The 12861-nt window shown below is 68.5% G+C and carries 14 protein-coding genes; 8 read left to right on the top strand and 6 right to left on the bottom strand.

Annotation, left to right across the window (positions count from 1 at the left end; all coding sequences use genetic code 11):
* The first annotated feature begins 8 nt into the window (after positions 1-8).
* A complete protein-coding gene (locus QUE68_RS11075; RefSeq protein ID WP_286275622.1) occupies positions 9-1115 on the top strand; it encodes a branched-chain amino acid aminotransferase in 1107 nt (368 codons plus the stop codon).
* A gap of 3 nt (positions 1116-1118) precedes the next feature.
* Here QUE68_RS11075 and QUE68_RS11080 read toward each other — a convergent pair whose 3' ends face one another.
* Genes QUE68_RS11080 through QUE68_RS11095 form a run of 4 tightly spaced genes read right to left on the bottom strand, consistent with a single transcriptional unit; the run spans position 1119 to position 4251 of the window.
* Positions 1119-1844: an adenosylcobinamide-GDP ribazoletransferase gene (locus QUE68_RS11080; protein ID WP_284226055.1), complete on the bottom strand. Its 726-nt coding sequence runs from the start codon at positions 1842-1844 to the stop codon at positions 1119-1121.
* The gene (gene cobT, locus QUE68_RS11085; RefSeq protein WP_286275801.1) at positions 1841-3034 is read right to left on the bottom strand and encodes a nicotinate-nucleotide--dimethylbenzimidazole phosphoribosyltransferase; all 1194 of its coding nucleotides are present in this window, start codon (positions 3032-3034) and stop codon (positions 1841-1843) included. Before cobT ends, QUE68_RS11080 begins: the two co-directional genes overlap by 4 nt.
* Before the next feature lie 5 nt (positions 3035-3039).
* Positions 3040-3570 (bottom strand): bifunctional adenosylcobinamide kinase/adenosylcobinamide-phosphate guanylyltransferase, encoded by a 531-nt coding sequence (locus QUE68_RS11090; RefSeq protein ID WP_286275623.1) that lies wholly within the window; start codon positions 3568-3570, stop codon positions 3040-3042.
* 6 nt (positions 3571-3576) lie between these two features.
* Positions 3577-4251: a DUF3043 domain-containing protein gene (locus QUE68_RS11095; RefSeq protein WP_286275624.1), complete on the bottom strand. Its 675-nt coding sequence runs from the start codon at positions 4249-4251 to the stop codon at positions 3577-3579.
* Positions 4252-4323: 72 nt separating this feature from the next.
* Here QUE68_RS11095 and QUE68_RS11100 point away from each other — a divergent pair, with 72 nt between their 5' ends.
* Together QUE68_RS11100 and QUE68_RS11105 are read left to right on the top strand one after the other, a co-directional pair.
* A complete protein-coding gene (locus tag QUE68_RS11100) occupies positions 4324-5403 on the top strand; it encodes a glycerate kinase family protein (RefSeq protein ID WP_286275625.1) in 1080 nt (359 codons plus the stop codon).
* A gap of 57 nt (positions 5404-5460) precedes the next feature.
* On the top strand, positions 5461-5826 hold the full coding sequence (locus QUE68_RS11105) for a HesB/IscA family protein (protein ID WP_284226061.1): 366 nt from the start codon (positions 5461-5463) through the stop codon (positions 5824-5826).
* Positions 5827-5925: 99 nt separating this feature from the next.
* On the opposite strand, the gene QUE68_RS11110 is transcribed toward QUE68_RS11105, so the two are convergent.
* Positions 5926-6540, bottom strand: a complete 615-nt coding sequence (locus tag QUE68_RS11110) for an Rv0361 family membrane protein (RefSeq protein ID WP_286275626.1) — start codon at positions 6538-6540, stop codon at positions 5926-5928.
* Positions 6541-6616: 76 nt separating this feature from the next.
* Between QUE68_RS11110 and QUE68_RS11115 the strand changes: the two genes are divergently transcribed.
* Positions 6617-7591, top strand: a complete 975-nt coding sequence (locus tag QUE68_RS11115) for a carbohydrate kinase family protein (protein ID WP_286275627.1) — start codon at positions 6617-6619, stop codon at positions 7589-7591.
* A gap of 24 nt (positions 7592-7615) precedes the next feature.
* Here QUE68_RS11115 and asnB read toward each other — a convergent pair whose 3' ends face one another.
* Positions 7616-9559 (bottom strand): asparagine synthase (glutamine-hydrolyzing), encoded by a 1944-nt coding sequence (gene asnB, locus QUE68_RS11120; RefSeq protein ID WP_286275628.1) that lies wholly within the window; start codon positions 9557-9559, stop codon positions 7616-7618.
* Positions 9560-9661: 102 nt separating this feature from the next.
* Here asnB and ctaC point away from each other — a divergent pair, with 102 nt between their 5' ends.
* From ctaC to QUE68_RS11140, 4 genes are all read left to right on the top strand, one after another.
* On the top strand, positions 9662-10750 hold the full coding sequence (gene ctaC / locus QUE68_RS11125; RefSeq protein WP_455013188.1) for an aa3-type cytochrome oxidase subunit II: 1089 nt from the start codon (positions 9662-9664) through the stop codon (positions 10748-10750).
* A 13-nt stretch (positions 10751-10763) separates the two neighbouring features.
* Positions 10764-11183, top strand: a complete 420-nt coding sequence (locus QUE68_RS11130; RefSeq protein WP_286275629.1) for a cytochrome c oxidase subunit 4 — start codon at positions 10764-10766, stop codon at positions 11181-11183.
* Between the two features lie 161 nt (positions 11184-11344).
* Positions 11345-12184 (top strand): MmpS family transport accessory protein, encoded by an 840-nt coding sequence (locus QUE68_RS11135; RefSeq protein WP_286275630.1) that lies wholly within the window; start codon positions 11345-11347, stop codon positions 12182-12184.
* Entirely contained in the window at positions 12184-12819 is a 636-nt protein-coding gene (locus QUE68_RS11140; protein ID WP_286275631.1) for a DUF2561 family protein, read from the top strand. Before QUE68_RS11135 ends, QUE68_RS11140 begins: the two co-directional genes overlap by 1 nt.
* Positions 12820-12861: the final 42 nt, after the last annotated feature.

A 12861-nucleotide genomic window follows, 5' to 3' on the forward strand; every position in this document is an offset into this window, starting at 1 on the left:
ATCGGCTCATGACTGATGGCCCCCTCGAGTTCACGCTTGCCCGCAATGCGAATCCGGCAAGCGACGAGGTACGCGCCGGAATTCTCGCCGACCCGGGGTTCGGTCGCTTCCACACCGACCACATGGTGTCGATCACCTACGCCGAGGGCCGGGGGTGGCACGATGCGACGGTCCTCCCGTACGGCCCGATCGAGCTCGACCCGTCCGCGGTGGTGCTGCACTACGCGCAGGAGGTCTTCGAGGGTCTCAAGGCGTACCGATGGGTGGACGGCTCCATCGTGTCGTTCCGCCCCGAGGTCAACGCCGCGCGGTTGCGGAACTCCTGCCGCCGAATCGCCATCCCCGAACTGCCAGAAGACGTCTTCCTGGAATCGCTGCGACAGCTGATCGCCGTCGACCACGACTGGGTGCCCGCAGCGGGCGGCGAGCAGTCGCTGTACCTGCGGCCGTTCATCTTCGCCACCGAGCCCGGTCTGGGAGTGCGGCCGGCCACCGAGTACCGGTACATGGTGATCGGATCGCCGGCGGGGGCGTACTTCAAGGGTGGCATCAAGCCGGTGTCGGTGTGGCTGTCGACGGAGTACGTGCGCGCCAGCCCGGGCGGGACCGGCGCGGCCAAGACCGGCGGCAACTACGCCGCGTCGCTGCTCGCGCAGGCGGAGGCGGCGGAGCACGGTTGCGATCAGGTCGTCTGGCTCGATGCCATCGAGCGCCGCTACGTCGAGGAGATGGGCGGCATGAACCTGTTCTTCGTGTTCGGTAGCGGCGGCACCGCGCGCCTTGTCACGCCCGAACTGAACGGTTCCCTGTTGCCCGGGATCACGCGGAAGTCACTGTTGCAGTTGGCAACCGATGCCGGCTACTCCGTCGAGGAACGCAAGATCGACGTCGACGAATGGCAGAAGAAGGCCGCCGCCGGTGAGATCACCGAGGTGTTCGCCTGCGGCACTGCGGCCGTGATCACCCCGGTGTCCCACGTCAAGTCCAATGACGGCGAGTTCACCGTGGCCGACGGCGAGCCGGGTGAGGTCACGATGGCGCTGCGCCACACCCTGACCGGCATCCAGCGCGGCACGTTCGCCGACACCCACGACTGGATGACCCGCCTCGGCTGACCCTCAGCCGACCGCCAGGCCCAGCGCGGTGAGCGTGGTCGTCAGTTCGACGCACGCCCCGAGCACGTCGCCGGTGATCCCACCGAACCGGCGTACGCAATGCGCCACCAGCGCGACGCTGAACGCCAGGGCCACCACGACGACCAGCGGTCCCTGCCAGGGGAGTTCGGTTGCGGTGACCGCGGCGGCGGCGACGGCGGCGACCCAGGCCGCGGCCACCCACAGCGGCTGTGTGCCCGCGACCAGCGCCGCCAGCGTGCCGCCCGGCGCGGCGGGTACGGACCGGCGGCAGGCGAGAACCACCGCGACCCGGCCGGCCGCGACGGCGACGACGATCGCCATGGGTCCGAGCACGGTGAACGTCAGTCCCTGGACGACGATCGTCACCACGATTGCGGCCACCCCAAACGGGCCGGCCGGGCCGTCGCGCATGACGGCCAGTGCCCGCTCGGGCGGTCCGTAGCAGCCGAGTCCGTCCACCGTGTCCGCGAGACCGTCGACGTGCAGACCACGCGTCGCCAACAGCAGCACCGTCACTACGGCCATGCCGGACAGGGGATTACCGGCACCGAATGCCGCCGTGGCCACCCACGCCGCTCCCGCCGCCGCCGCACCCAGGGCCAGGCCGACGACCGGCAGCGCGGTCAGGGCGCCGCGACCGAAGGGTTGGCGAGTGCGCACCGGCAGAACGGTCGCAAATGCGAATGCCGATGCCAGAGAGCCGATCACGCCTCATTTCCCGGGTCGCTCCGCTCCTGCCCTCCGAATTCATTTCCCGGGTCGCTCCGCTCCTGCCCTCCGGATTCGATTCCCGGGTCGCTCCGCTCCTGCCCGCCGGATTCGATTCCCGGGTCGCTCCGCTCCTGCCCTCCGGACGCGTTGTCGGAGACGTGCGCCTCGTCGAAGGTGGCCATCGACGACAGGGCGGCCACCGCCGCCCGCAGCACCGGCAGCGCGACGGCGGCACCCGTACCCTCGCCGAGGCGCATTCCGAGATCCACGATGGGCTCCAACCGCAGGTGCTGGAGCGCGATCGTATGAGCGGGCTCGGTCGATCGATGCCCGGCCTGCCACCACGCCCGCGCCCCCGGCGCCAAGCGGTCGGCGACCAGGGCAGCCGCAGTCACGACCACACCGTCGAGCAAGACCGGAGTTCGTCGGACGGCGGCCTGCGCGAGGAAACCGGCCATCGCGGCGAGGTCGGCACCGCCGCACACCCGCAGCAGGCCGACGGGATCCGCGGAGACGTCGCGGGCGCGGTGCAGCGCATCCCGGATGGCCGCCGTCTTGCGGGCCCACCCCGCATCGTCGATGCCGGTGCCGCGTCCCACCACCACGACGGGTTCCGATGCGGTCAGCGCGGCAATCAATGTCGTTGCCGCCGTAGTGTTTCCGATGCCCATGTCACCGGCGATCAGCAGGTCGGCGCCGGCGTCGACCTCCTCGTCGGCGATCGCCCTGCCCGCCGCCACCGCGGCGACGGCCTCCTCGGCCGAGAGCGCGTCCTCGACGGCAATGTTGCCGCTGCCGCGCCGCACCTTGTGTGCGCCGATCGCCTGCGACAGTGGCTCGTCACAGTCGACGGCGACGTCGACCACCCGCACGGATGCGCCGGCGACGTCGGCCAGTGCGTTGATCGCCGCGCCGCCGCCGTCGAAGTTCGCGACCATCTGCGCGGTCACCTCGGGGGGGAAGGCGGAGACCCCGGCCGTGGTCACCCCGTGATCGCCGGCGAACACGACCACCCGCGGACGCAGGAACTGGTTCGGTGGGCACGCGCCCTGGCATCCCGCCACCCAGATCGACAAATCCTCGAGGCGGCCCAGTGACCCGGGCGGTTTCGTCAGCCTGCCGTGGCGGGTGCGGGCGGCGGCCTCGGCGTCGGCGTCGAGGGCCGGAACGTCGGGGATCGATGGCATGTCCGTCACGAGGGCTCCTTGACCGTCAGCGGCTGTCCGGCGATCACCAGTACGGCGTGATCGCACACGGACGCGAGACGTTGATTCAACACGCCCAGCTCGTCGGCGAACCGTCGGCCCGACGCGGTCGCCGGCACGATCGACAATCCGACCTCGGGACTGACCAGTGCCAGCGGCCCCCGAAAGGACTCGACTGCCTCGATGAGGTCGTCGACGTCGGCCGCTATCGCGCCCCCGGTCCACGCGTCGCGCCGGTCCATCGCGGCGACGAGCCAGCCGCCCACGTCGTCCACCAGGGTCGGCACCCTGTCATCGGACCGCAATTGCGTTGCTACGTCGGTACTTTCGACCGTGGACCACTGGTCGCTGCGGCGGGCCCGGTGGACTGCCACCCGCGCCGACCAGTCGGGATCGGACGAGATGGCACCGGTGGCCACGTAGCGGAGGTCGGCGCCGGGCCCGGCTGCCCGGGTGATGGTCGCCTCAGCCCACTGCGACTTGCCCGACCTGATACCGCCGAGCGCGAGGACGCGCACCTCGGCTCAAGCGACCTTCGCGCCGCGCTCGACCTGAGGGCGGGGGGCACGCATGCGGCGCAGCTGCGACGCGCGACTGGCGGCGTAGAAGCCGAGCTTCCAACCGCTCTCGGTGTTGTCGGGGAACTTGGCGTCGACGCCGGCGTTCACCCGCCGCGCGATCAGGAACCCGTCGATCACCATCACCACGACCAAGCCCAGCATGACGAACTGCACGTAGTACTGAATCTGGACCGATGGCAGCGACAACATGACGAACACGAGTGCGAGCGCGGCCGGCATGAACAGCCCGAGCAGGTTGCGGCGCGCATCGACGATGTCGCGGGCGTACCGGCGGAGCGCACCCTTGTCGCGGGGCAGCAGATAGGCGTCGTCACCCGCCATCATCTTCTCGCGGCGCTCGGCCAGCGCGGCACGCCGTACCAGCTTGTCGGCCTTGCGCTCGTCCTTGGTCATCGTCTGCTTGGCGGCCTTCTTGCGCTTGCGCGCCTCGGCAGCCGTCATCGGCGCGGGCGCCACCGGCCCACGCGCGCGGGTCTGGTTGCGCTTCGGCGTCGGCCTGCCCTTGGGGGCGGTGACGCGGGCCCGGGCCTCCGCCTCGGCGTTGGTCAACCTCTCGGCGCCGAAGCCGTCGGTCTCCTCGGGTGGGGGACTGTCCTTCTTACGACCCAGCAGATTCACGTCTCCCAGGTTACGTCCGTTTGGTGCGCCGCTCGACATGCACCTCCGACCACCCGGACTTACCGTGAACCGATGACGGTCTCGGCGATGCGCGTGTTGATCGCACCCGACTGCTACGGCGACAGTCTCACCGCGGTTCAGGCCGCCGAGGCCATCGCCACCGGCTGGCAGCGGGCCCGCTCCGGCGATCGGTTGACGCTCGCCCCCCAGTCCGACGGCGGCCCCGGCTTCGTCGACGTGCTCGCCAGCCGCTTCGGCGGTCGCCGCTCGGCGGTGGTCAGCGGCCCACTGAGCGACGACGTCACCGCGGAATGGGTCTACGACGCCGCGTCGGGAACGGCCTACGTCGAGTGCGCGCAGGCGTGTGGACTTGCCCGGCTCGGCGGTCCGCCGACGGTCGAGACCGCCGTCGCCGCGCACAGCGGGGGAGTCGGTCAGCTCCTCGACGCCGCGCTGCAGGCGGGCGCCGCTCGCATCGTCGTCGGGCTGGGCGGCAGTGCCTGCACCGACGGCGGCCGCGGCATGGTCGAGGCGCTCGACGGCCTCGACGCCGCCATCGCGCGTCTGGCGTCCGTGGAGTTGATCGCCGCCACCGACGTCGAGCACCCGCTGCTCGGCCCACGCGGCGCGGCCCACGTGTTCGGCCCGCAGAAGGGCGCCGATCCCGCCACCGTCGACCGGCTCGAAGCGAGGTTGACCGGCTGGGCCGACGTGCTGGCTACCGCCGGGGGCCGCGACGTCCGCACCGAACCCGGCGCTGGAGCCGCCGGAGGCATCGGGGCCGCCCTGCTGGCGCTCGGCGGGCGCCGCGAGTCGGGCGCCGCCGTCATCGCCGAGCACACCGGGCTGTCGGGCGACGTGGCGGACGCCGACCTGATCATCACCGGCGAGGGTCGTTTCGACGACCAGTCACTGCACGGAAAGGTGGTCAGCGCGCTGGCCGGGGGCGCCCGCGACGCGCCCGTAGTGGTGCTCGCCGGGCAGGTGACGCTGCCCGCGGCCGCATGGCGGGAGGCGGGCATCGCCGCCGCACACTCGATCACGGACTACGCGGGCTCCGTCCAGGTCGCGATCGACGACGCCGCGCGTCAGCTCACGGGGCTCGCGGAACAGACCGCTGCGGGTTGGGGAGACCGCACGGGTCGGGAATAGCGGTCCGGCAAGGTACCGTTGAGCTATCCGACGCATGACAATGCACAGGGAGTAGGAATGACCATTCAGGACGAGTCGACCACGACTACCACCGCTGCTCACGGAGCACTCCTCACCGACGCTGCCGCTGCCAAGGCCAAGTCGCTGCTGGACCAGGAAGGCCGCGATGACCTGAAACTGCGGATCGCGGTTCAGCCCGGCGGTTGCGCGGGCCTTCGCTACGAGCTCGCCTTCGACGACCGGTCGCTCGACGGTGACCTCAACGTCGAGTTCAGCGGTGTCACGCTGACGGTCGATCGCATGAGTGCCCCGTATCTACAAGGCGCCACGATCGACTTCGTCGACAGCATCGAGAAGACCGGTTTCACGATCGACAACCCCAACGCGGGCGGCTCCTGCGCGTGCGGCGATTCGTTCAACTGAGTCACCCCCGCTAGCCGGCCGATGCGCCGAACGTGACGCCACTGCGAGATTCACGACGACTTCTCGCAGTGGCGTCACGTTCGACGGCGTTGGAGCTGGCTAGAACTGCCCGGCGTTCCTTGGCAGGTATGAGCAGACCAGGATGTCCGGTCCCTGGATGAGCAACTGGGCGATGCCTTGGCGCTCCACCTCACCCTGACTGCGGCCTGCGGGTGTGGCCCGCATCGTGAAGAGCACCTGGGACTGATTGGGCGACCACGCCACGACCTTGTCGATTTTCGACACTTCGACGCTGTCGTACTGCCGTTGGAAGGCGTCACTGGTCAGCTTGGCGAGCGTCATGTCCGACCGCTTGTCGGTGACCGCATCGAAGAATCCGCAGGAGTTGTTGCGCGCCACCGTCTCGTCGTCGCCCTTGGTCAACGCATCGAGGTAGCCCTGGATGGCGGTCGTGGCCGACGCATCGGTCACGGTGGCGAGGCCGCCGTCGTCCTTGCGTGAGGTCATGACGATCGTCGTGATGACGGCGACCACCAGGGCGATGACCACCAGGGCGACGATGATGAGCGCAAAGCGATTGCGGCGCTGAGGTGGCGGGTAGTTGACCGGGGGCGGCAGAGTGCCCGGGTACGGCGATGGCGGATAACCCGGATGGGGCATGGGTCCGAGGGGCCGCTGATTGGGGGACTCGGGGTACGGGATTGGGCCAGCCATGACGTTGTTAGGCTAGCGCACCGACCTGCCAGCTAGTGTTGTCTAGACGGTTTAACTAATTGAGGGGTAGCGCTTCGTGACGATTGTGGTGACCGGATCCATTGCGACCGACCATCTGATGAAGTTCCCCGGCAAGTTCTCTGAACAGTTGCTGGCCGACCACCTCCAGAAGGTGTCGCTGAGCTTCCTGGTGGACGATCTCGTCCTGCACCGCGGCGGGGTGGCGGGCAACATGGCCTTCGCCATCGGCGTGCTGGGCGGCGACGTCACGCTCGTCGGTGCGGCGGGCAAGGACTTCGACGAATACCGGGACTGGCTGACCTCGCACGGGGTGGACTGCTCGTCGGTCCTAATCTCCGATTCCGCCTACACCGCGCGCTTCGTCTGCACCACCGACGAGGACATGGCGCAGATTGCATCCTTCTATCCGGGCGCAATGTCGGAGTCCCGCAACATCAAGCTCGCCGACGTCGTGTCCCGCACCGAGTCGATCGACCTCGTCATCGTCGGGGCCAACGATCCCGACGCGATGTTCCTGCACACCGAGGAATGCCGGGCGCTCGGGTTGCCCTTCGCCGCCGATCCGTCCCAGCAGCTCGCCCGCCTCTCGGGCGAGGAGATCCGCAAGCTCATCGACGGCGCGACCTACCTCTTCACCAACGACTACGAGTGGGACCTGCTGCTGCAGAAGTCGGGGTGGAGTGAGGCCGAGGTGATGAACCAGATCGGTCTGCGCGTGACGACCCTCGGACCCAAGGGTGTCGACCTGGTGTCCTCGGACGGTGACTTCATCCACGTCGACGTCGTGCCCGAGACCCATCAGGCCGACCCGACGGGTATCGGGGACGCATTCCGCGCCGGCTTCCTGACCGGCCGCGCCGCGGGGCTGAGCCTGGAGCGCGCGGCGCAGTTGGCGTCACTGGTCGCCGTGCTCGTGCTCGAGGCGAGTGGACCGCAGGAGTGGGCGTGGGACCGCGACGCCGCGGTCACCCGGCTCGCCGACGCCTACGGCCAAGAGGCCGCGGACGAAATCGGCGCGACGCTGAGCTGATTCCCCGCCGGTCGCTGAATCCTGCTACAGCTGAACGGGATACGTCGGTTCGGCGATGCGGGGTACCACGCTTTGCTCGACGAAGATCGCGTGCCACAGCATGAAGATGAGGACGGTCCACAGCCGGCGGCTGTGATCGGCTTCGCCGTTGCGGTGTTCGTCGAGCATCCGCGAAACGCCGGCAATGTCGATCAACCCGTCGGTCTGCGATGCGGCCACCGTCGCATGCGCCCAGTCGAGCAGCTCACCTGAACGCAGCCAATGGCGAATCGGCACGGGGAAGCCAAGTTTGGCGCGGTTGAGCACGTGTGGGGGGACGATCGGTTCGAGCGCCCGGCGCAACGCGTACTTCGTCGTGGCGCGGGTGATCTTCTGGTCGAACGGAAGTCGGGACGCGACCTCGAATACCTCGGGGTCGAGGAAGGGCACGCGCAACTCCAGCGAGTTGGCCATCGTCATCTTGTCGGCCTTGACCAGGATGTCGCCGCGCAGCCACGTGAACAGGTCGACGTGTTGCATGCGGGCCACCGGGTCCCAGCCCTCGGATTCGGCGTAGAGGGCCGCGGTCACGTCGGTGTGCGTCCACTCCGGCCGGAATCCCGGCAGCACCGCACGCAACTGGGCGTCGGAGAAACTCCTGGCGTTGCCGTAGTACCGGTCCTGCAGCGTCAGCGAACCGCGGTGCAGCAGACTCTTGCCACGCATGCCCTCGGGCAGGGGACGCGATGCCCTGCCCAGCGACCGGCGCAGCGCGCCGGGAACGTAATCGAAGGCCTTCAGCGACAACGGCTCCCGATAGATCGTGTAGCCGCCGAACAGTTCGTCGGCACCCTCGCCCGACAGCACCACCTTGACGTGCTTGCGCGCTTCGCGTGCGATGAAGAAGAGCGGCACCAGGGCGGGATCGGCCACCGGTTCGTCCAGATACCAGACGATCTCGGGCAACGCCTCCACGAACTCGGCCTGGCTGACGACCTTGGTGACGTGGCGGGCGCCGATCGCCTCGGCGGACGCGACGGCGACGTCGACCTCCGAGAAGCCCTCGCGCTCGAAGCCGGTGGTGAACGTGATCAAGCGCGGGTTGTGCCGCATCGCCAGCGCGGCGATTGCCGTCGAATCGATGCCGCCCGAGAGGAAGGCTCCCACTGTGACGTCGGCGCGCATGTGCTTGGCGACGGAGTCCTCCAGCACGGCGGTGATCTCGTCGTAGCGGGCCTGCTCCGACCCCACGGCGAACGGCGTCGCGGCGAAGCGGGGCACGAAGTACCTCGTCACCTCCGGTGTGCCGCCCTGGCGGATGCGGGCGTAGCTGCCCGACTCCAGCCGGCGCACGCCGCGGTGCAGCGTCTCCGGCTCCGGCACGTACTGCAGCACGGTGTAGTGCTGCAGGGCGCGCTCGTCGATGGTCAGGTCGATGCCCGCCACGGGGGCGAGTGCGAGCAGCGACTTCTTCTCGCTACCGACGATCGTGCCGCCCGCCCCGGTCGCCATGAACAGCGGCTTGATGCCGAACGGGTCGCGCGCGCAGAACAGCTCCCGCTCCTCGGCGTCCCACAACGCGAAGGCGAACATGCCCCGGAGGCGGTGCAGCGCGTCGGTGCCCCAGTGGTGGTACGCCGCGAGGATCGCCTCGCCGTCACCATCGGTGGCGAACTCGACGCCATGGCTGGCCGACAGTTCGGCCCGCAGTTCGAGGTAGTTGTAGATCTCGCCGTTGAAGACCAGCTTGTAACGGCCGGGCTGCTCGGGTGGGCCCCAGCTCAGCGGTTGGTGGCTGTGGGCGATGTCGATGATCGACAGGCGGTTGAAGCCGAGGACCACCCCGGGCGCAGCGTCGTCGTCCGCCCAGGTGCCCGGCTCGTCGGGGCCGCGGTGACGCATGAGATGAGCCGCCCCGGACACTGCGTCCACCAGTTCGGCGGACGGGTCGGCCGACGGGTCACGCAGGTAGGCCAGCAGTCCGCACACCGCGCCAGTATGCGCCAATGGCGAGGCGCGTCGAACCAGCGCCCTAGGTCATTTTGCGATCCCATCGGTGACATTCCCCGGTCGCTTCGTCCGTGTCCGTCGGTGTGGTCTACGCTGCGTAGTATTCGCCGGTTTCACCCATTTCTAGGAGGCACCAACGTGACCGCTCGCGGGTTCCGGTTGGTGGCGTTGTCGGTCGTACTGGGCGGGACTGCGCTCCTTCTCAGCGGCTGCAGTTGGTCCGAGGCCCTCGGGCTCGGCTGGCCGAACGGCATCACGCCAGAGGGCAAGCTCAACCGTGAACTGTGGATCGGCAGCGTCATCGCCTCGCTGGTCGTCGGTGTCATCGTGTGGGCGCTGATCTTCTGGACCAGCGCGTTCCATCGGAAGAAGGACACCGACACCGAACTGCCGCGTCAATTCGGCTACAACATGCCTCTCGAGTTGGTGCTGACAGTCGTGCCGTTCCTCATCATCTCGGTGCTGTTCTACTTCACCGTGGTCGTGCAGGAGACGATGCTGAAGAAGGAGCCCAACCCCGACGTCGTGATCGACGTGACGGCCTTCCAGTGGAACTGGAAGTTCGGCTACCAGAAGGTCGACTTCAAGGACGGCACGCTCAGCTACGACGGTGCCGACCCCGCGCGCAAGAACGCGATGGTGTCCAAGCCCGAGGGTGTCGACGAGCACGGCGAAGAGATCGTCGGTCCGATCAAGGGACTGAATCCCGAGGATCGCACCTACCTCAACTTCGACAAGGTCGAGACCACCGGGACCAGCAACGAGATCCCGATCCTGGTGCTGCCCAAGGGCAAGCGCGTCGAGTTCCAGATCGCCTCGGCGGACGTGATCCATGGCTTCTGGGTTCCGGAGTTCCTCTTCAAGCGCGACGTCATGCCCGATCCGAAGGCCAACAACTCCGACAACGTCTTCCAGGTCAGCGAGATTCAGAACACCGGCGCCTTCGTCGGTCGCTGCACCGAGATGTGCGGCACGTACCACTCGATGATGAACTTCGAGGTCCGCGTCGTGGAGCCCAACGTGTTCAAGGCCTACCTCCAATACCGCATCGACAACCCCAACGGGACCAACGCCGACGCGCTGGGGGCCGTCGGCCTGCCCGAGTTGGCGGTCACGACGCGTCCATTCGAATCGCGCCGGGGCGAGCAGGTTCCCATGGCGAGCAAGTAGGGGACGACACCTCATGCACATCGAAGCGAGACTGTTCGAGTTCCTGACCGCATTCTTCGCGCTCTGCGCCGTCCTGTACGGCACGTTGACCGCGATCTACGCCAACGGCGGCATCGAGTGGGCGGGTACTACGGCACTGGTTCTGACCATGGGCCTGTCGCTCATCATCGGCACGTTCTTCCGGTTCGTCGCGCGGCGGCTCGACACCCGTCCCGAGGACTACGAGGACGCCGAGATCTCCGATGGCGCGGGGGAGTTGGGCTTCTTCAGCCCACACAGCTGGTGGCCGTTGCTGATCGCGTTGTCGGCGTCGGTGACCGCCGTGGCCGTCGCTCTGTGGTTGCCGTGGCTGATCTTTGCGGGCGTCTGCTTGGTGCTGGCGGCGGTGGCCGGCCTGGTCTTCGAGTACTACGTCGGCCCCGAGAAGCACTGACCGCCCCCGGCTCAAGGTCACGATAGAGGCCTCAGTTGGTCGACGCACGGTGCCACCCGAGCCGCCACGGCGCGACCTTCGCTAAGGTTGCCGAGGCACGGCCAGTCACGACACCGACGCTGACGTCGCGCCGTATGGGCAGTCGAAAAGGACAGGCGTAGATGAGCGGGCCGAATCCCCCAGAACCGGATTCTCCACAGTCGAAGTCTTCGGGGCAGGACGAACCGGCTCGGGAGGTGCCGCCGAAGACGGGCGAGACGGAGATCTACTCCCAGGCGTACTCAGCGCCGGAATCCGAGCAGTTCACCAGTGCACCGTATGTGCCCGCGGACTCCGCGCTGTACGACTACGACACCTTCGACCCCGCCTCGGGCGACGACGATGACGCGACGCCACCGCGATGGCCCTGGGTGGTCGGCGTGGTGGCCATCGTCGCGGCGATCTCGTTGGTCGCCTCGGTAGCGGTGCTGGTCACCCGGACGGATAGTGAAACGCTGGCGACCCCGGAGACCAGCACGACGACGTCGGTGCCACCGGTCCAGGACGAGATCACCACGACGACGCCACCGCCGCCGCCGCCCACCACCGAGGAGCCGCCCCCACCGCCGCCGGAGACGGTCACGGTGACGCAGGAGCCGCCCCCTCCGCCGCCACCCCCAGCGACGGAGGCACCGCCACCGCCGCCTGCCGAGACCGGGCCTCCGCCGGTGACGAGCACCGCTCCCGCGGGTCCGAGATTCATCACCTACACGGTGACGGGAACCAAGGCGCCATTGGATCGCATCTCCGTCACCTACACCGATGCATCGGGCCGGCAGCGCACGCAGCAGAACGTATACATCCCGTGGTCACTGACGGTGACACCGATCTCGATGTCGGAGTTCGGCTCGGTGCAGGCATCGAGTCTGCTGCGACTGAGCAAGTTGAACTGTCAGATCACCACCAGCGACGGGCAGACCATTGCCTCACAACAGAACAATGATTGGCAGACGAGCTGTTGATGACCCATGACACCGGAGCAGTGGTCACACCGGACCGGACCGACCGCATTCTCGTCATCGTCGCCATCGCCTTCTGGCTGGCGGCGCTGGGCGCCGCAGTGGCGGCCGTCGTCGCCCTCGTCGGCCTCACGAACTCCGAGACGGTCGGCCCCGGCGGAGGCAGCTCAGACACCCCGTGGTTGCTCTACACCGTCATCGGCGTATCCGCCGCGGTGATCGTCGGCGCCATTCCGCTACTGCTGCGCGCCCGGCAGACGGCGACCTCCGACGGTGCGTCGCGACCGGCCGCAGCGGACGCCGGGAACGTAGCCGGTGACGCCCCGGGGCTGACGCAGCGGCTGCAACCCTTCGGAGCGCCCGTGCAGCGCCGACATCCCCTTCCGACGGCGGGCGGTCCGGTGGGTTTCCCCACTGCCGCGGTCGAGCAAATCTGGCTCCGTTGCACGTCGGTCGTCACCGCCGCAACCGGTGCTGCCGCAACGGGAGTCGGCGTAGCGACCTATCTGATGGCCACGCATCACGACTCCGCTTCATGGGCCGTATACGTCGTAGCGGGAGTCATCACCGTGGCCATGTGCGCCGCCCCGTGGTATTTCCTCCGTCAGCTGCGCCACGTGCTCGCCGGCTCCCGCTGACCCCTTCTTCACCGCCCCCCGCCAACGCGACGACCGCCCCGA

Source organism: Mycolicibacterium sp. TUM20985 (genome assembly GCF_030295745.1).
Lineage (GTDB): Bacteria > Actinomycetota > Actinomycetes > Mycobacteriales > Mycobacteriaceae > Mycobacterium.

Coding starts and splice junctions, on each gene's coding strand:
- QUE68_RS11135 (WP_286275630.1), top strand. CDS start 11,345: ATGAGCGGGCCGAATCCCCCAGAACCGGATTCTCCACAGTCGAAGTCT.
- cobT (WP_286275801.1), bottom strand. CDS start 3,034: ATGCCATCGATCCCCGACGTTCCGGCCCTCGACGCCGACGCCGAGGCC.
- QUE68_RS11105 (WP_284226061.1), top strand. CDS start 5,461: ATGACCATTCAGGACGAGTCGACCACGACTACCACCGCTGCTCACGGA.
- QUE68_RS11075 (WP_286275622.1), top strand. CDS start 9: ATGACTGATGGCCCCCTCGAGTTCACGCTTGCCCGCAATGCGAATCCG.
- QUE68_RS11140 (WP_286275631.1), top strand. CDS start 12,184: ATGACCCATGACACCGGAGCAGTGGTCACACCGGACCGGACCGACCGC.
- QUE68_RS11110 (WP_286275626.1), bottom strand. CDS start 6,540: ATGGCTGGCCCAATCCCGTACCCCGAGTCCCCCAATCAGCGGCCCCTC.
- QUE68_RS11100 (WP_286275625.1), top strand. CDS start 4,324: ATGACGGTCTCGGCGATGCGCGTGTTGATCGCACCCGACTGCTACGGC.
- QUE68_RS11130 (WP_286275629.1), top strand. CDS start 10,764: ATGCACATCGAAGCGAGACTGTTCGAGTTCCTGACCGCATTCTTCGCG.